The organism is Jannaschia helgolandensis (genome assembly GCF_900109285.1).
Lineage (GTDB): Bacteria > Pseudomonadota > Alphaproteobacteria > Rhodobacterales > Rhodobacteraceae > Jannaschia > Jannaschia helgolandensis.
Genome location: NZ_FNZQ01000001.1, coordinates 363497 through 381416 on the forward strand (window position 1 = coordinate 363497; position 17920 = coordinate 381416).

The window sequence follows — 17920 nt, forward strand, 5'->3', positions numbered from 1 at the left end:
CATGATGGCTGAAATTCGTTTTTATGCATCCCTGTTCCGTCGTCGGCTGGGGTGGTTCCTGCTGGCGCTGTTTCTGAGCACCGGCACTGGCGTCGCCGTCGCCGTAAGCCTGCCGCCGGTTTTTGCCGCCAAAGCCCGTCTGGTGGTCGAATCCGAAAAGATCCCGGACGAGTTGGCCGCGTCTACCGTTCAGACTCAGGCCTTCGAACATCTGGAGATCATCGAACAGCGCATCCTTTCCCGCGAAGCTCTGCTGGATATGTCCAACCGGCTGGCGATCTACGGCGATGTCCGCCCCGCGCCCGACCAGATCGTGGAAGACCTTCGCAAGAGGATCACATACAAGATCGAAGGTGGGCAACCGCGACCTCGCGATCCGGTCAAGGCAACGATGCTGATCCTCGGGTTCGAGGCCGAAACGGCCGTCATGTCCGCCGCCGTTGCCAATGAACTGGTGACCCGCGTCATGGCCGAAGACGTCGACATGCGGACGACTGTGGCCCGCCAGACGCTGGAATTCTTCGACCAGGAAGTTTCGCGCCTTCAGCAACAGTTGAGCCAGAGCGGCGCAACCCTTCTGTCGTTCCAGCAGGAGAACCAGGATGTCCTGCCCCAGACCCGTGAACTGCGGCAATCGCGTACCTCCGCTATCGAAATGGAGTTGATGCAGCTTGAGCGGGATACGGACGATTTGCGCCGCGAACGTGAGCGTCTGACCCGCCTGAACGAGTCGGTGCGCCGCCGCGAAGGCACTCCGGACGCAGGTTATGAAATGCGCCAAGTCGCCGCGCTGCGTGAAACCCTGGACAATCTGCCATCGGGCGACCCCGGTGCCGCCGACATCGCACAGCGCATTGCCGCCCTGACCCGTCGGATCGAAGCTCAGGGTACGGGCACCGGCAACCGCACCGCGTTTCAACGGCGCCGCGACGACATCGATGCCCAGGTCGACGACAATGATGCGCGCCGCATCGAACTGATTGACGAACTGGAACGGCTCCGGATCGGTCTGGCCGTCGCCCCGGTGAAGGCTGCTGAACTTGCAAGCCTCGAGCGGGATCACGAAAATCTGCGCCAGCTCTACGATCAGGCACTTGCATCCAAAGCTGTCGCCGAAACCGGCGATGCCATCGAAGCTCTGTCCAAGGGGCAACGGATCGGCATCATCGAACAGGCTTCGATCCCTCGCGTGCCGGATCGTCCAAACCGCAAGATCGTCGCTATCGCAGGCCTTGTCGGCGGCGTGTTGCTGGGCCTTCTGATCGTCGTCGGGCTGGAATTGCGCCTGGGATTCCTGCGCCGTCCGGTCGATCTGCAGCGTCGGCTGGGCATCACGCCAATCGCGACCTTGCCGTTCATCTCGGAGTTGGGCGATGCACCTGCCCACATGGGCCGCAGCCTGCAACGAAAACTGGCCATTGCCGCCGCCGCGATCGTCTTGGTGGCTGTCATCGGTGCAATGCTGTCGGGCCATTTGCCCGGACCCACGGAAATCGCGGCGCGCATTGATCGCATCAATTTCATCTGACGCCATCCATACGGAAGGATCTGCACAATGGACCGACTACAAGCCGCTATCGCGCAGGCCCGCGCCGCTCGCCAAGCCGTCCTTTCCACTCAGGCCGGTGTCCCTGCCACAACCCCGGAGCAAGCAGTCTCGCTGCCGAAAGATAACTGGCAAGCGCTGACCCGGTTTGAACCGGACACGGACCATCTGACAGAAAATCGGATCGTTACCCGCGACAGTGGAGCGAAAAGTGCGCCGTTCGACGTGCTGCGCACCCGCGCTCTTCAGCAGATGTCCATGCAGGGCTGGAAGCGGTTGGCAGTCACTTCACCCGGACCGGGCTGCGGCAAAAGCACGGTCACAATGAACCTTGCCTTTTCGCTGGCCCGCCAGCCCGACATCCGTACTCTTGTCATCGACCTGGATCTGCGCCGCCCGATGTTGGCCACGCTTCTGGGGTTGGAGGCACGGCACGAGGTCACTGCTGCGATCAGAGGCACGGCGACACCTGCTTCGCAGATCGTCCGCGTCAGCGATAACCTTGCCTTCGCGACAACGCGCACCCCGGTTCACGACCCTGCCGAACTTCTGCAAGGTCGGCGCATCGGCGATCTCTTGTCCCGGCTGGAAGAGGAATTCGCCCCCGATGTGATCCTGTTCGATCTGCCCCCTATCATGGTCAGCGACGACGCCATCGCCTTTCTGCCAAACACTGATTGCGCCCTGATGATCACCGCCGCTGAGCAAAGCACGCTAAGCCAGGTCGATATCTGCGAAAAAGAACTTGCTGCCCAGACCAGCGTTCTGGGGGTTGTGCTGAACAAATGCGCGCATCCCGGCGACGGGCAGCGTTATGGCTATAACTATGGCTATGGGGTTGAGCCCGCAGCCTAACGATGCAGCATCCAGACCATTCTTGCCAATCTGATCCGGGCCAGCGTCATCATGGCACGGACCTTTTCGATCCCTGTCAGACCGGATGCGCGCAGCACTCTGGGCGCATGGATAAGGACCGATACGGGCATGGCAAGGGCGCGCAGAATCCAGGCGGCATTCGATTTGCCATTTGCGCGATGCAACTCTCGCGCCTCCTCGGTCATGCGACGCCACTTTTGTGACAGGGCCGGCCAGTCCTTTCGAGACGGGTGCCCGACGCGCAATTCGTGCACGTAAGTCAGCTTAAAGCCCAACGCCGTCGCCCGCAGGCACCAATCCTTGTCCTCGGACATGCCTGCCCGGAACGGACCCACTTTGTTGAATACCTTGCGCGTGGTCACCAGATTACCGGTGCCTGCAAAACCATCACGCGCGACGTAGGTGCGAAAGTCGAAGGCGAACACCTGTTCGAACGCCTGTGCGCCACTGTGCATTCCTTCGGTTTCGTGAAAGACGTAAACCTCGCCCGTGACCAGATCGCCCTGATCGGCGACGGTCAGCGCAGTTTCAGCCCAATTCGCGTCCGGCAGGCAATCCGCATCCAGAAACAACAGCAGCGGTGCATCGGTCTCGACCACGCCACGGTTGCGCGCATTCGCTGCCCCCGCCAGCGGTTCGTGCAGCAGATCGACACCCGGATAACGCGACAACATATCCGCGATGTCCCCCTCGGAGCCGTTGTCGACAACTGCAACCGCGACTTCATCCGGCAGTGTGGGCATCAGGGCGGCAAGACACCGATCCAGCCGCACAGGATCGTCCTTATGCGGGATGATGACGACGGCGCGCTTGTCCGGATCTTTCACAGCGTGGCCAGCAGGTCGGATAGCGCCGCCTCATAGCTTGCCAACCGCACCAGTCCCGCAACGTGAGCCGTCTTGGTTTCTTCAGCGACGGCCTTTCGATCGACCCAGGCCGTCTCGACCGCGCTGCGGATCGTCGCCGCGTCGTCACGGGTGCAGTCGACTGTCCGGTCAAAACCCAGCGACCCGAACAGACCCGCAAACTTGCGACTGTAGGCCATCGGAACGACAGGCACGCCGGTCGAAAAGGCGGCAATGCAGGCATGCATCCGCGCACCCAGAAAGAAATCCATCGCTGAAATATACCCCTTGGCCTCGGGCGGGGAGGCGAAGGATGGGGCCAGCACAGTTTCCCGGTGCCGATCCGCCAGCGCAGCGCAGGCCCGCAGATCATCCTCGCCCGCCATCGGCCCGTCCGGCACGATCACATGCGGGATAAGGTGGACCGTTGCGCCCTGAGCCTGAAACCAGCGGATCAGATCATCGATCAATGCAGGATAGTCCAAGCCCAATCCGAATTCATTCTTGCCGGTATAACCGCCACCCATCAGCAGGCCAGAGACATTCAGCCCGACATGCGGCCCCTGCCCCAGATCGGGCTTCGGTCCGCATGGCATCCGCAATGCCACATCCGAAGCCAGGATCGGGGCGGCCTTGATGCCAAGCTCACCCATGTGGATTCGGGACGGCTCATCCCGCACAGCCACCAACGCACAGCGATTCAGATGTATTCGCGCCGCAATGCGCGATGTGGGCTTGGTGAAAGGCCCCACCGTCTGCGGCGCGAAGACGAAGGGCTTGCCTGCCAAGTGCGCCAGCGCTTTGAGCGCCAGCATCAGACGCAGTCGCTTGGGCCCGTAGATATCAGCGAAACTGTCGCCACCGCCGATGTCGATCACCGCATCCTGACGTCTCAGTTCAGCCCAGTAACCAGACCGGCGCTTGATCCATTTCCCCGACAGCGGCACGATGCGGATATCGTCGCCGTGGATATACGGCTCCCTTGCATCGGGATAGTCGGCGATGGTGATCGCGATCGTCCGGTCCAGCCTGACGGCGATGTCCCGCAGGATGGCGACCTGCGCCACGCTGAGCGCGCCGACCCCCAGGTTATGCGAGCGTGTCGAATGCATCAGCAACAGAACGCGCAGCGGGCGGGTCACTTGCGCAAGCCCCGGCGCAACATCCCGAGAAAGTTGCGGACTGTTTTCAGCAAGCCCAGCTGCCGTGACAAGGTGGCCAGATGCAGTCCGCGGTAGGCCGGGATCGGACGCCCCAACACACGCAGCGCTGTCAGACGGGCGACAAGCGCACGGCGACGCTCGCGCTGGCCCGGCTGAATATCCATAAGACGGGCCATGTCGAACGGCGCCAGATCCAGACGACCGGCGGCCCGCGCGCCTTCGGCGATCTGTTCGCCCAGAACCGTCCGCGCGAGGACAAGGCTGACGCCCTCCCGCTCCTCGAACAAGGGATATCCCTTCTCGTCAACCTCCCAGGCATCGGCGCAGACCAGATCGGCGGCCATGCCGGAGCCATCCGCGCAAATCTTGCAGCGATGCTGAACGTGACGCGACAGGATGCCCCCCCAACTGTCGTGATAGCTCATCGACCGGCTGGACCCATCCGCCAACGTCGCGGTCGCCTGACCGGGCCAACCATTTCCACGATAGCGGAAGGCCGTGACCTCTGTCTCGGCCACGTCCAGAGCTGCCAGGATGCCACGCGCGCCCGTGGTCGACGGCACGCCCGCGCAAAAGAACGACAGGATCACCGGAACAGCGCGCGCCACGACCGGATCACGCGACCGGATCGCGGCCAGTGCAGCGGCATCGCAGGGTTTGCCGACAAAGGCAACGCGGCGTCCATCGGCCAGAATGTCAGGCAGGGCATCAAGTGGCGCGGACGGCGCATAACGCGACCCTGCGGTCGTCCCGAATGTCGCCGGGTCGGCGGACAGCACCGTCCGGTTGCCCATCGGATCGTTTGGATCGGGCGCGTTCTGAACCACTGCCTGCACCACACCCGAACGGAGCAGATGAGTCAGAACTGCCGTCAGCGCGCCACCGGATGCACCACGATGGCGTTGGCTGGCATCCATCGACCACCCGGTCCAGGCGCGCCGATACGGCCCCCACATGGTGTCGTCGGTGCGCGACCCGGCATCGACCGTAACACCCAGACCAGGACAGACAGCGGCAATCGCCTCGTCCGCCCCCACGGGAAGGGCCGAAATCTGTCTTGGACGAAGAAAGCCCGGCTCCTCCATCCGCATCGCGAGCGCATGCGGGAACATGGCCGCGCACCCCCCGCAGCCTGCGCAGAGATCGCCGCGATTTACGACGGACAAAGCCTGGGACGCGCCAGAGGCGTCGCCCGCGAGGGGAGGTCTGATGGTCTTCAACGTCTGCTCTGCCTGCCGCGGTTTGCCTTCTGTCGGGCTTGCGGCTTGACCCGAGCATGGCAAGACACGCACAACGCCGCAACCCTTTTTGCCCGTGAGAGGCACTGTCGATGCTTCGTCCCGCACTTCTGATTCTTTCGGGCAACGCCGCAGCATCGGGGTTTCTCTTCGTGCGGAACCTTGCCGTCGCGGCCCTGGTGCCGGTTGCAGACTACGGCATCGCCGCGACATTCGCACTGGCGATGGCGGCGGTCGAGATGGCCTCGTCCTTCGGTCTTCAACAACAGATTGTGCAGGCTCGTGACGGCGACGACCCACGATTGCAGGACGCACTGACGGGCTTTCAACTGCTCCGCGGCGTGCTATCGGCGATCGCGCTCTTTGCCCTGGCAGGGCCCTTGGCGATGTTTCTGGGCATCCCCGAAGTGACATGGGCCTATCGCGTCCTGGCGCTCGTGCCCCTGTTGAACGCGCTGCAACATTTCGACATCCATCGCCTGAACCGCAACGCGCGCTTCGGGCCATTAATCGCCGTTAACGCCGTTCCAGCGATGCTGTCACTGGCCGTGGTCTGGCCGCTGGCGATCTGGGTCGGGGACTGGCGCGTGATGCTGGGTGCCATCCTGTTCCAGGCGGCCACCGGCGCGATCCTGTCCCACCTGGTGGCCGAACGTCCCTGGCGCGCCGCGGTGGACCGCGTGTTCTGGTCGCGAACGCTGCGTTTCGGGTGGCCGATCCTTCTGAACGCTGTGATCCTGTTCCTGGTGTTTCAGGCCGACAAGCTGGCGGTCGGGCGCATTCTGGGGATGACGTCCCTCGGGGTCTTTGCAATGGCCATCACGCTGACACTCACACCGTCGCTGGTCGCGGCCAAGACGATCCAGACGGCGCTGCTGCCGCGACTGTCCGGCATGGTGGATACGTCGGGTTTCGCCGGGCTGGCGGGTGTGGCGCTGACGGCGTCGATGGTGGCAGGTCTTGCACTGGCCTGCGCCGGAATTCTTCTCGGTTGGACAATCGCGCCATGGATCACCGCGACCGGTTATGCCGCGCTGCCACAGTTGATCGGGCCGCTGGCAGTGATGCAAGGCATCCGCATCGCCAAATCCGGTAGCACCGTTGTCGCGCTTTCGGTTGGCCTGACAGGAAACGCCGCCCTGTCGAATTTGCCGCGCATCGCTGCCCTGGTTGCAGGCGTGGCGGCCCTGTACCAGGGATACGGCCTGCCTGCCCTGATCTGGCTTGGCGTTGCTGGCGAAACGGCAGGGTTCGTCCTTTCCACTGCATTGGTAACGTACCGCACCGGATTGCGATGGTCCGCTGATCAGATCGCATTGGGTGCTTTCGGGATCGTCAGTGCGGCGGCAGCACTGGTGATGCCGTTTCTGCTGCTGGCCGCGCTGGCCGCGCTGGTGCCCCTGCTGTTCGAACTGCGCTCCGCCCGGCAGACGACGTAGCAAGGACACAGCGACGCCAAACAATCGTCCCGTCCGGTGTTTATCCTTTTGTGCATGGGCCAGCGCACGCTAGCCTATCCGCAATCGACCCCAGCAGAGGGTCACGAGCAGCAAACCGGCCAGCGTGTCGGACCGGAGCAGGCAATGATCTTGCACGCATTCTTCCGCGCCGGTTTGGCGCAGGCGGGGGTTTTGGCCCTGATCGCGGCGACGATGTTCGCGTCGGTGGCCATCGCCGAGCGCGATCTTCTTGTCACCCCCGCAACGCTGAACGATGTGTTGGCCACTGCCGGACCGGGCGACGTGCTGACTCTCGCGCCCGGACAATATCCCCCGCTTACCCTGCGGCAGGGCGGGGCAATGCTGAACCCGCTGAAGATGCGTGCCGCCGACCCGGACAATCGTCCCGTTTTCCCCGAACTCCTGATTGTCGGGGCCCAGTATATTTCCCTGACTGACCTGACCTTCGATCTGATCCCGCGGGCCGATACGCGAGAGAAGAGTTTCCGCATTCAGGATGCGCGGGGCATTATCCTTCGCGACCTTCTGTTCGACGGCGCGGAGCGGCCAGACGCAGAGGGGATCGCACGGCCCTGGGGCATTGGGCTGAACATCACCGACAGCATAGATATCTCTCTGACAGGCAGCGAACTGCGAGGTTTCGCGCGCGGACTGGTCGCGGCCCGGACGGAGCAGCTGAGCGTATCCGACAACCTGATCCACGGCATGCGCGAAGACGGGATGAATTTCGTGCAGGTCCGCGATGTTCTGATCGAGGACAACGAGATCCGCGATTTTGCGCGCGCCATCGGGTCGAGCGATCATTCTGACATGATTCAGTTCTGGACCCGTGGAACCAAGACGCCCAGCGACGGCATCATCATACGCAACAACCTGCTGACCTCGGGCGAAGGGCGATTTACCCAGTCGATCTTCATGCGCAACGAAGAGGTGGACTCGAACCGTGCGGGCGAAAGCATGTACTACCGCGACGTGGTGATCGAAGGAAACGTGATCATCAACGCCCAGTTGCACGGCATTACCGTCGGTGCCACGTCAGGCCTGACGATCAACCGCAATACCGTTGTCCGCAATGCCGTTTCGCAAGGTCCGGAGCTAAATCCAGGCCGTTGGACACCACGCATCAACATCGACGATCGGTCGCGCGATGTTCTGGTCCTCGGGAACGTGAGCCATGCCGAACCCCAGGTCGGCTGGCAACCCGATTGGGTCGTGGCTGGCAATGCCGTAGTGCAGGATCGTGTGCCGGGGCAATCCAACCATTACGACAGGGTATTCCGGAGCGTCGACCCGACCCGCCCGGCCCGGATCGAGGATTTCGCCGCCAGACCAGACGGGCTGTTGGGCGGTCGTGATATCGGCGCGCCACGGCTGATTGCGCTGTCCGAAATGGCGGCGTTGCCCGGACCGGATACGCTGCGCGATACGACACCCCCGACAGACACGCTCAGCGGGATCATTCGCCTCTACCCCGATCTGAATGTTATTCGAGCCGATGGCGGACGCGGTGCTCCTCCACTGGAATACGCTCTTGGCGGACCTGCGATCATGGTCGGCGACACGCTGACTCCTACCGTTTTATCGCGCGAAATGACATCGGCCCTGTTCGAAGCGTCGCGGTTCACCATCAAGATGCGGCTAAAGCCGGACGGGGATTACCGTGGCGCGGGCGAAGTCCTGCGACTTCACGAATCCTTCCGTGTGAACGTGACCGGGCGTGGTATCGTCGAAGTCGAAGTGCTGACCGATATCGGCGGCGTGGCGCGTCTGAAATCACGCCCCACACGGCTGTATCGCGACGGCGAACTGGACCTGACGATCTCTTACGATGGACCCGTCGGTAGCCTGCGGATCATGTCCGGTGACGAACTCATCGGCGAACGCCCCCTGAGCGGGCGGCTGAGACCGATGCAGGACTGGGGCCTGTCGTTCGGCAACCCATTCGGCAAGAAACTCAGCTTCGACGGCCGGATCGAGGAATTCGAGGTTCGCACCGATCCGCCCGACCCCAGTGCGCTTCTCGATACTGGATATCATCGGTGACGGCACGTGCCCTGCATCCTACGACCGGCGCGCAGGAGATTAGCAACCGCCTGCCCCTGCTGACCGTCATCTACTTGCTGACCGTGGTTTTACCGGCGGCGATAAACGTCGGATCGCTCTATTTGACAGCGCTTCGCATTCTTCTGCTTATGGTGACGATTCCCATGCTGGTGTCGCTCCTGACAGGCCGGTACGGGCGCGTTCTGGCGACAGACTGGTTATTTCTGGGGCATGCGTTGTGGTTGACGCTGGCGCTGGCGATCAACAATCCCGACCGTGTGATTCAGCAGGCTCCTTCTGTCGGCATCGAGTTTCTGGGGGGCTATGTTCTGGGCCGCGCCACGATCCGGTCGCGGGAACAGTTCATCGCCCTCTGCCGGTTTCTGGTCTTGATCGTTCTGATACTGCTGCCATTCGCATTGCTGGAAACCCAGACCGGCAATCCCTTGATCCTCAGGGCCATCCGCGCCCTTCCCGGCATCACGTCGGTCGATGTGACGCGCGATGATCCCCGCCTCGGCCTGGCGCGGGTGCAGTCGACTTTCGCGCATCCGATCCACTTCGGCCTTTTCTGCTCGGTAACCTTCTCGCTGGCGTTTGTCGCCCTGCGCGGCAGGATAGGCACGACGCGGCGCTACATCGTCTCGGCGATGATCGCCCTCGCCGGATTCACCGCCCTGTCGTCGGGCGCATTGCTGGCGGTTGCACTTCAGGTCGCACTGATCGGCTGGGCCTGGATGTTCAAACGATTGGACAACCGTTGGTGGCTATTGATCGGACTATTTGCCTTGGCCTGGGTCGCAGTCGACCTGTTGTCCAACCGTAGTCCGTTCAAGGTGTTCATGAGTTATGCGACATTCTCGCCGCACAATGCCTATTGGCGCAGCATCATTTTCGAATGGGGTGTCATGAACATTTTCGGGAGTGTCGAGAACGAAATCCCGGCCAGCGTTCTGTTCGGTATCGGCCTGAACGACTGGGTGCGGCCCAGCTATATGTATTCTGGATCGATGGATAATTTCTGGCTGGTCATGGGCGTGCGGTATGGTGTGCCCGGCTTCGCCCTGATCGCCCTGGGCTGGGTGGTTCAGGTTGGCTCTCTGATGCGGCTGAAGCTGGGTCCGGACCATCCGCTTCTGTATATCCGGCGGGCCTGCGTCTTCACCTTCCTCGGTCTCAGTTTCACGCTGGCCACAGTGCACGTCTGGGGCAATGTGTTCTCCTTCGTCATGTTCATGGTGGGAGCGACCGGCTGGCTTTTGCAACCGGATGCCCTGGCCAGGAACGGGTCCGACAGGGACGATGGCACGCCACAGCCCGCCACCCGCAGCGCTCGACATTCTTCGGGTCAGACGGCCTACAGCCGCTTCGCCCCCCGCCCCGGACGACAGACAATACCTGTTGCGGGCCAATCCAGATGAACGATCTGCCATGCCTCGGCGTCGTGATCGTGACTCACGGGTCCGCCGACGTGATCGGCGACTGCCTCGACACATTGCTGGCGTCGACCGGCGTGTCGCTGACTGTCGTGATCGTCGATAACGCCTCGACCGATGACACGGCGCAGGTCGTCGCGCAGCGCAGCGCAGCGCCTCCTCATACAATGATGTGGCTTCCGACCGGTCGGAACGGCGGCTTCGCGGCTGGCGTCAATCATGGTCTGACCCATCTTCTGGCCGATCCGGGATTGGATCGGTTCTGGGTGCTGAACCCGGACACTCTGGTGCCGCAGGGCACGGCGGCCGCATTTGCCACTCATGCCGCCGGGCAGCCGTTCGCTATGATCGGTGGTCGCGTCGTCTATGCCGATCCGCCAGGCAATGTGCAGATCGACGGCGGGATCGTCGACTGGCGAACAGGACAGACACGCAACCTCAATCAGGGGGCACCTTCCGACGCGCCGCCACCCGATCCCGATGCCGTGGATTTCGTAACCGGCGCAAGCCTTGTCGCCAGTCGCACTTTCATCAGCCGTGCGGGCCTGATGCCAGAGAATTATTTCCTGTATTACGAGGAGGTTGACTGGGCGATGTCCGCCCGCGACCTGCCTTTGATGCACTGCCCTACAGCCATAGTCGAACACCGAGCCGGCACCGCCATCGGATCGCAAAAACCCGGACAGTATGCTTCGCCATTCAGCGAATGGTTCAAGCATCGCGCCCGGATGATCTTCGTGCGTCGTCATCGCCGGGCCTCTCTGTACGGGGCATTTGCCTTTACCCTCGCCAAGTCGCTGCAGATGATGATCCGCCGTGATCCCCGTTCCGCCGAAGCGGTTCTGCGGGGGGGGCTGGGATTGCCGCCGCCCAAGGCCGTGCGTCAACGTCTGGTGGCTGGCGGTGTCCAGCTATGAAGGACCCGACCCTCGTGAGGCTGGCTTTGCAAAAGCTGCGACGTCGCCAAAACCCGGATTTTTCGCACCGCTTGCAAGCGTCAGCACAGGGGCCAGAAGATCCGCGTCGGGCTGCGTCAGGTGCCATGGATACGGACAGGGCGTCGCCGAGGCGTCAGTTTTCTTCGGCAACGTGACTGAAACGCCGTCGGTGTGCTGCGACCAGACCCAGCGACTACGTGGTCTCGGGAAAGACTGTCTTTGCCGGCCGCGATCCAGCTTGGCGCGCTTTCATCCGATCAGACGTGACAGTGGTCCTGTGTCACCTGCGCCGACGCTATATGCTCTATCGATAGCCCAGCAACAGGATGCACCCTCCATAGAGTACATGCTCGACCGGATAGGGATCGTCGATGCCGTGGATCGGAAGCCGCAGCAATGCAGGTGCAGCGCAACGTCTGGTATGGGCGCGGTTCTTTATCGGCTAGGCGTGCCGATGTCTCCTTTCCGGCATGGCATGGTGCGATGGGAAGGGAGGGGCCCGGTCGTCGCTTCGATCCGGATCAGACTGGTCTGGATTTTCTGTGGTGCTTTGGACGCGAGGGAATTCGGCGCAGGACCAAGCGGCCAAGACAGGGAGCAACCGCTGACGACACGGGATTTTGTGAAACGTGATATGTTGAAAGTCGCGTGACGTCATCGGGGAAACCCGCGTATCGGTACGGAACCTGTCCATCGGTATGACGGACAGGTTGCCAGTATCCGGCGTGGGACCATCGATAAGTGTTGGCGATCGCAGCCCATTCATTCGGAAGACCATATCCAAATATTTAAGGGATAGTCTGACCTGACTGTCCCCGATCAGGAAATATGCGCAATTGGCAGGGTTTCTTCAGGATCGGTCGGATTTCGGAAGCCGGGGATGCGGCGTGCGAGCGCGGAAAATGCCTCCTCCGGCTGGCCACTGGCGATAGCATTGCGCAGGGCACGCAAAATCTCGGCGACCTCGAATTCGGACAGGCCTGCATCTTCAAGGCAAAAAATCCGGTGATGGGCTGTTGCCTTTTCGGTTCCGTCGCAAAGTGCCTGTTCGTGGCGGTTCTCTCCTTCGCAAAGGCCCACGATTTCCACAGCAATCTCGCCATTTGGAACCTTCGGCGACCGGATCGTCCGACCCGCCGCCACGATAGCCTGCAGTGCAAGATCCAGAATGCGGACCGGTTTCCCCATGTCGAGGACGAATATCTCTCCTCCCCTGGACATGGCTCCGGCATAAAGGACCAGCCGCCCCGCCTCGGACACTGTCATGAAATATCGGGTGGCGTGCGGGTCAGTGACCGTGACCGGCCCGCCCCGGCTGATCTGATCCTGAAAGATCGGAACGACAGATCCGGAAGATCCGAGGACGTTGCCGAAGCGTACGATCGACAGGATCGGGCCATCGTCCCCCATGCGATGCGCGATATCCTGAACGATCAGCTCCGCCAGTCGTTTGGATACTCCCATGACACCACTTGGACGCATGGCCTTATCCGACGAAACCAGGATGAAACGTTCAACACCCGCCTGCACGGCAGCCGTGGTCAGAACATGCGTTCCGAGCGCATTGTTCGACAGGCCGACGAGAGGGTTTCGCTGAACGAGGGAGACATGTTTGTAGGCGGCGGCGTGCAGCACGATATCGACCGACTGCTGTGCTAGAACCTGTGCAACCAGTATCCCATCGGTGACGGAGCCCAGGACCGGGACCAGTTCGACCTGGGCAGCGGATGCGGTTTGAAGCAATGTCCGGTGCACGTCAAACAGCGCGACCTCGCTGAGGTCGAAAAGGATCAACCGGCCAGGCCGGTGATGGATCAGCTGCCGACAGAGCTCGGAGCCGATGGACCCGCCTGCGCCTGACACCAGCACCGACTTTCCGACATAAGTCTCGAGACCGTAGAGACCGTCGAGCGTATCCTCCCCGACCTCTGTCCGTCCAAGGAACATGTCTGGGGTCGGCATCTTGTTCATGGGATCGACCGTTGGCCGTCTGCCAGGAAGCTGCCTTGAATTCAACTGGGCGAAAATTGCCCGCGATACTGTCATCATGATGAACAGGCAGGCGGAGAAGATCATCGGCACTGCCAAAGGCAAGGTCAGCCCAGATAATGCACCCGCCATGACGGCGATCAGTGCGAGGCTGACAGTTGTGACCGCCGTCCGCAGGATGATCCGCCCGTCGGCGTCAGATGCCCCAGAACGGGGCAATCCGAAAGCAACCATGATGGTCGCGGACAACATCACAAATCCAGCAAACGCCCCGACCGGGACCGTCGATACTTCTGTCAAATTCCGGTCCGCCGCGGTCGAAAAAAGCGCGATCAGCAGCGACATCACAACAAATCCAAGGTCTGTCAGAAGTACGCCGATATAACTGTCGATGTCCTGTCGGGATGCCAGAACCGCCGTATTGTCTACCTGTTCCGAAACCTTCATCGCCGTCCGTCTCTTGTCGAAGGAACCTGCCGGGAAATCGACTCACATGCCTTGCCCGATGGGTTATGGTCAGGTTCCAGCGATAGACCGGCTGGATTAACATACCGTAAATAATTGACCTCAAGAGTTCTCCCATGAGCAGCAACCGGGCACGGCGCGGTGTTGGAAGATTTTGATTACGTTACCGGGGCCCCTCAGGCGGCAATAAGCCCCATTCCGGGTCTGGTAAGGTCGGACTTTGGACCGGCCAGAAGTGTCACCGATTGACGCTGCAACAGCCATTAACAGACCGTTAACTGCTCGCTCACAGAGTCCGATCCTTCACATCACCGGAGGCGCGGCACCCATGTCGGAAAATACCACAATCCTGTCCCTGCCACTGATCCAGGGCGGACAGGCACAAAAGCACATCACTCATAACGAGGCGATCCGCCGCCTGGATACGCTGGTGCAGCCGGTCGTGGCCGACGTCGTCCGCACTGCGCCGCCCACCACTCCGAACGAAGGCGACCGCCATATTGTGGCAATCGGCGCAACCGGCGATTGGGCTGGACAGGATGGCTCGATCGCGGTGCGTCAGGGCGATGCCTGGGCATTCATCTCTCCGCGTCAAGGCTGGCGCGTCCATGTAATCGCGTTGGGTGCCGATATCGTTTTTGACGGAACGACTTGGGGCACGCCCGAAATCGGACTTCTGGGAATCAACGCCGCGGCCGATACGACGAATCGTCTGGCGGTCGCGTCCGATGCGACGCTTCTGACGCATGACGCGGCGGGCGATCATCAGTTGAAAATCAACAAGGCGACGACGGGCGATTCAGGCAGCCTTTTGTTTCAGACCGGCTATTCGGGCCGGGCCGAAATGGGATGCGCCGGGGAGGATGGCTTCTCGATAAAGGTCAGCGCCGACGGCACCACCTTCGCGAACGCGATGACCGTCGATCCGGCCTCCGGTCGGGTGGCCTTTCCGTCGGGCGCAGCCGTGCCGACCCGGGCGCAGATTGGCGGACGCTGGTATTGCTACTCGGATTTGCGTTGGGTCACATATTCCGCATCCTATGGCGTCAACTCGGGAAATCATGATCAGGACGGAGGCACGGGTACCGAACCCGATGTGAACTGGAGCCACCTCGGCCTCAGGGTGGAAGCCGGAACCCGCATCACCCGTTTGATCGGATCGCTGCGTCCCAGCAGTCCGCAGATCACCGGCTATGACATGCGGTTGACCTTCCAATATGGCGACTGGTCGACGGGATGGTCCGACGATGCCGGAACGACACGGACGGTTTTGTTCAGTGCAGACAACCAGCCCCTTCAGGATGGTTGGAGCAAGCTGGACGAACGGTTTGCAAATACCGCGATACCGCAAGACGGGCATGTTCTGCTGTATCTGAAACCGCGCGGCATACTCTCGGCGACGCAATATATCTACACGTCGTTGCAACTGGATATGATCCCACCCGCCTGATGCCTGATCCTCAGGCGCGCGCCGGGTCTCAGGACTTTATCACCGCGCGCAGCCCGTCCCGCCAGTCGGGGCGGGCAATTCCAAACACGGCCATAAGCGACGTGCAGTCCAGTCGGGAATTCGCCGGGCGCACCGCAGGCGTGGGCCAATCGGCAGTGGTGATATCCTCGACCTTGCAGTCCAATCCGGCCACGTCGAACACAGCGCGCGCGAAACCGGCCCAGCTGATGTCAGGCCTGCCAGAAAGGTGATGAATGCCGGACGGCGCACCGACGCGCAAACCCTGGACCATTGTCAGGCAGGCCGCGGCAATGACGGACGCAGGTGTCGGGCCGCCGATCTGGTCGGCCACTACCCTCAGAAGCTCCCGTTCCGCACCCAGCCGCAGCATCGTTTTCACGAAATTTTCGCCATGGGCCGAAAACACCCAGCTTGTCCGCAGGATCGCATGCCGACACCCGGAATCCGAGACAGCCGTTTCGCCCTCCAGCTTGGATGCTCCGTAAACCCCAAGCGGACCGGTCGGGTCTTCCGGCAGGCGGGGCGCATGGCCGCTGCCGTCGAAAACGTAGTCCGTGGATATCTGCACCAGCGGAATGTCCAGATCGGCGCAGGCGCGGCCCATCTCGCCCGGCGCAGCACCATTGATCCGGGTGGCCAGCGCCACCTGCGTCTCGGCCCCATCGACATCGGTGAACGCACCGGCGTTGATGACGGCATCAGGGCGCGCGGCCCGGATTGCAGCGTCGCAGGCCCCCGGAACGCTCAGATCGGCCTGCGCCCGGTCCAGACAAGTCACGTCGCCGGAGAGGGTGGCCAACTCCCGCGCGACCTGGCCGGTTTTGCCGAAGACCAGGATCATGTCCCGTTGCCCAAACCCGTGCCCAACCGCGCCCCGACGCCCTCGCGCGTCAGCAAGGGGCGCCACCATGCCTCATTTTTCAGATACCACCGCACGGTTTTCTCCAGTCCGTCCTCCAATGTGACGGAAGGACGCCATCCCAGCTCCGTCCTGATGCGGGATGGGTCGATGGCATAACGGGCATCGTGACCGGGCCGGTCGGTGACATGCTCGATTAGATCAGCGTGGGGGGCATCTTTGGCCCGCAACCGGTCCAATATCGCGCAGATGCTGCGGACCAGGTCGATATTGCGCACCTCGTTCTCGCCGCCGATGTTGTAACTGCGCCCGACCTGACCCTTGCGCACCACCGTCAGCAGGGCATCGGCATGATCTTCCACATACAGCCAATCGCGCACATTTTCGCCCGCGCCGTAGACCGGGATGGACCGACCGTGCAGCGCGTTCAGGATGACCACAGGGATCAGTTTTTCGGGATAATGATACGGTCCGTAGTTGTTCGAGCAATTCGAAAGAATGACCGGCAATCCATAGGTCTCGCCCCAGGCCCGGACCAGATGGTCGCTGCCGGCCTTGCTGGCCGAGTATGGGCTGCGCGGGTCGTAAGATGTGTCTTCTGTGAACATGCCCTCTGCGCCAAGCGATCCGAACACCTCGTCGGTCGAGACGTGATGGAAGCGGAACCCCTCCGGCTTGCCCATCGCCTGCCAATGCGCGCGCGCCGCTTCCAAGAGGTGAAATGTACCCATCACGTTGGTAGCCATGAACGCATCCGGTCCGTCGATGGATCGGTCAACGTGGCTTTCGGCGGCAAGATGCATGACAGCATCCGGAGCGTGATCGGAAAACACAGCATCCAGTGCGGAACGGTCGGTGATATCGGCCTTCACAAACGCATAATTCGGCGCATCGGCGACCGCGGCGACGTTCGCCAGGTTGGCGGCATAGGTCAGCGCGTCGAGGTTCACGACCTCCATCCCTTCGCCGACCGCCTGTCGCACGACCGCGGACCCGATGAACCCTGCACCGCCTGTAACCAGAAGTTTCATGTCGCTGCCTCGAATATGAACGGGCTGTCCAGATCGGCCAGCGGCGGCGCGAGGGCGTCCTTATCGGACAGGATCGGGTCACCTGCCTGCGGCCAGTCTATGCCGCAACTGTCCCAACGGATTATCCCCTCGGCTTCGGGGGCATAGAATGCTGTGCATTTATAGACAATCTCGGTCGCAGGCTCCCGCGTCTGGAACCCATGGGCAAAGCCCTCGGGGAGCCAGAGCATGCGCCCGTTCTCGGCGCTCAACTCCACACCGAACCACTGACCATAAGTCGGCGACCCGCGGCGGATATCGACGGCCACATCGAACAGGCGACCACGTCCGCAGCGCACCATCTTGGCCTGTGCCTGCGGCGGAGTTTGAAAATGCAATCCTCTGATCGTGCCGGGCGCGCCAGACAGTGAATGATTATCCTGCACGAAAACGGCGTCGATCCCCAGATCCGCAAAAGTGCGTGCGTTCCAGGTTTCGGCGAAAAACCCCCGCGCATCACCAAAGCGGCGTGGCGTCAGAACCTTCAGCCCTTCGATCCCGGTATCATCGACCTGCATGAC

15 protein-coding genes are annotated in these 17920 nt (G+C 62.0%); 8 read left to right on the forward strand and 7 right to left on the reverse strand.

Going from position 1 to position 17920, the window contains the following annotated elements; translation table 11 throughout:
• Position 1 precedes the first annotated feature (1 nt).
• A complete protein-coding gene (locus BMY38_RS01700; protein WP_092759183.1) occupies positions 2-1528 on the forward strand; it encodes a GumC family protein in 1527 nt (508 codons plus the stop codon).
• A 27-nt stretch (positions 1529-1555) separates the two neighbouring features.
• Positions 1556-2401, forward strand: a complete 846-nt coding sequence (locus BMY38_RS01705) for a CpsD/CapB family tyrosine-protein kinase (RefSeq protein ID WP_092759185.1) — start codon at positions 1556-1558, stop codon at positions 2399-2401.
• On the opposite strand, the gene BMY38_RS01710 is transcribed toward BMY38_RS01705, so the two are convergent.
• The 3 genes from BMY38_RS01710 to BMY38_RS01720 are packed head-to-tail and all read right to left on the reverse strand — an operon-like array spanning position 2398 to position 5542.
• Entirely contained in the window at positions 2398-3249 is an 852-nt protein-coding gene (locus tag BMY38_RS01710; RefSeq protein ID WP_092759187.1) for a glycosyltransferase family 2 protein, read from the reverse strand. The genes BMY38_RS01705 and BMY38_RS01710 overlap by 4 nt on opposite strands.
• Complete coding sequence (locus tag BMY38_RS01715; protein ID WP_245737468.1) at positions 3246-4409, reverse strand: polysaccharide pyruvyl transferase family protein; 1164 nt, start codon at positions 4407-4409, stop codon at positions 3246-3248. Before BMY38_RS01715 ends, BMY38_RS01710 begins: the two co-directional genes overlap by 4 nt.
• Complete coding sequence (locus tag BMY38_RS01720; protein WP_092759189.1) at positions 4406-5542, reverse strand: Coenzyme F420 hydrogenase/dehydrogenase, beta subunit C-terminal domain; 1137 nt, start codon at positions 5540-5542, stop codon at positions 4406-4408. The genes BMY38_RS01715 and BMY38_RS01720 overlap by 4 nt, the downstream gene beginning before the upstream one ends.
• 218 nt (positions 5543-5760) lie before the next feature.
• On the opposite strand from BMY38_RS01720, the gene BMY38_RS01725 reads away from it, so the two are divergent.
• The 4 genes from BMY38_RS01725 (at position 5761) to BMY38_RS01740 (ending at position 11524) form a co-directional block, all read left to right on the forward strand.
• A complete protein-coding gene (locus tag BMY38_RS01725; protein WP_092759191.1) occupies positions 5761-7107 on the forward strand; it encodes an oligosaccharide flippase family protein in 1347 nt (448 codons plus the stop codon).
• 144 nt (positions 7108-7251) lie between these two features.
• Entirely contained in the window at positions 7252-9171 is a 1920-nt protein-coding gene (locus tag BMY38_RS01730; protein WP_175495735.1) for a right-handed parallel beta-helix repeat-containing protein, read from the forward strand.
• A complete protein-coding gene (locus tag BMY38_RS01735) occupies positions 9168-10592 on the forward strand; it encodes an O-antigen ligase family protein (RefSeq protein WP_092759195.1) in 1425 nt (474 codons plus the stop codon). The genes BMY38_RS01730 and BMY38_RS01735 overlap by 4 nt, the downstream gene beginning before the upstream one ends.
• Positions 10589-11524: a glycosyltransferase family 2 protein gene (locus tag BMY38_RS01740; protein ID WP_092759197.1), complete on the forward strand. Its 936-nt coding sequence runs from the start codon at positions 10589-10591 to the stop codon at positions 11522-11524. The genes BMY38_RS01735 and BMY38_RS01740 overlap by 4 nt, the downstream gene beginning before the upstream one ends.
• 840 nt (positions 11525-12364) lie before the next feature.
• Here BMY38_RS01740 and BMY38_RS01750 read toward each other — a convergent pair.
• A complete protein-coding gene (locus BMY38_RS01750) occupies positions 12365-13516 on the reverse strand; it encodes a polysaccharide biosynthesis protein (RefSeq protein ID WP_245737469.1) in 1152 nt (383 codons plus the stop codon).
• Here BMY38_RS01750 and BMY38_RS18335 point away from each other — a divergent pair.
• Both BMY38_RS18335 and BMY38_RS01755 read left to right on the forward strand, forming a co-directional pair.
• Complete coding sequence (locus BMY38_RS18335) at positions 13509-13919, forward strand: hypothetical protein (RefSeq protein WP_245737470.1); 411 nt, start codon at positions 13509-13511, stop codon at positions 13917-13919. The genes BMY38_RS01750 and BMY38_RS18335 overlap by 8 nt on opposite strands.
• 408 nt (positions 13920-14327) lie before the next feature.
• On the forward strand, positions 14328-15449 hold the full coding sequence (locus BMY38_RS01755) for a DUF2793 domain-containing protein (RefSeq protein WP_092759202.1): 1122 nt from the start codon (positions 14328-14330) through the stop codon (positions 15447-15449).
• A 28-nt stretch (positions 15450-15477) separates the two neighbouring features.
• On the opposite strand, the gene rfbD is transcribed toward BMY38_RS01755, so the two are convergent.
• Genes rfbD through rfbC form a run of 3 tightly spaced genes read right to left on the reverse strand, consistent with a single transcriptional unit; the run spans position 15478 to position 17917 of the window.
• Positions 15478-16311, reverse strand: a complete 834-nt coding sequence (rfbD, locus tag BMY38_RS01760) for a dTDP-4-dehydrorhamnose reductase (protein ID WP_092759204.1) — start codon at positions 16309-16311, stop codon at positions 15478-15480.
• On the reverse strand, positions 16308-17360 hold the full coding sequence (rfbB, locus tag BMY38_RS01765) for a dTDP-glucose 4,6-dehydratase (protein ID WP_092759206.1): 1053 nt from the start codon (positions 17358-17360) through the stop codon (positions 16308-16310). Before rfbB ends, rfbD begins: the two co-directional genes overlap by 4 nt.
• Positions 17357-17917, reverse strand: a complete 561-nt coding sequence (gene rfbC, locus BMY38_RS01770) for a dTDP-4-dehydrorhamnose 3,5-epimerase (RefSeq protein WP_092759208.1) — start codon at positions 17915-17917, stop codon at positions 17357-17359. The genes rfbB and rfbC overlap by 4 nt, the downstream gene beginning before the upstream one ends.
• Between the last annotated feature and the right edge of the window lie 3 nt (positions 17918-17920).

Coding starts and splice junctions, on each gene's coding strand:
- BMY38_RS01700 (WP_092759183.1), top strand. CDS start 2: ATGATGGCTGAAATTCGTTTTTATGCATCCCTGTTCCGTCGTCGGCTG.
- BMY38_RS01705 (WP_092759185.1), top strand. CDS start 1,556: ATGGACCGACTACAAGCCGCTATCGCGCAGGCCCGCGCCGCTCGCCAA.
- BMY38_RS01720 (WP_092759189.1), bottom strand. CDS start 5,542: ATGTTCCCGCATGCGCTCGCGATGCGGATGGAGGAGCCGGGCTTTCTT.
- BMY38_RS01725 (WP_092759191.1), top strand. CDS start 5,761: ATGCTTCGTCCCGCACTTCTGATTCTTTCGGGCAACGCCGCAGCATCG.
- BMY38_RS01730 (WP_175495735.1), top strand. CDS start 7,252: ATGATCTTGCACGCATTCTTCCGCGCCGGTTTGGCGCAGGCGGGGGTT.
- BMY38_RS01740 (WP_092759197.1), top strand. CDS start 10,589: ATGAACGATCTGCCATGCCTCGGCGTCGTGATCGTGACTCACGGGTCC.
- BMY38_RS01750 (WP_245737469.1), bottom strand. CDS start 13,516: ATGAACAAGATGCCGACCCCAGACATGTTCCTTGGACGGACAGAGGTC.
- BMY38_RS01755 (WP_092759202.1), top strand. CDS start 14,328: ATGTCGGAAAATACCACAATCCTGTCCCTGCCACTGATCCAGGGCGGA.
- rfbD (WP_092759204.1), bottom strand. CDS start 16,311: ATGATCCTGGTCTTCGGCAAAACCGGCCAGGTCGCGCGGGAGTTGGCC.
- rfbB (WP_092759206.1), bottom strand. CDS start 17,360: ATGAAACTTCTGGTTACAGGCGGTGCAGGGTTCATCGGGTCCGCGGTC.
- rfbC (WP_092759208.1), bottom strand. CDS start 17,917: ATGCAGGTCGATGATACCGGGATCGAAGGGCTGAAGGTTCTGACGCCA.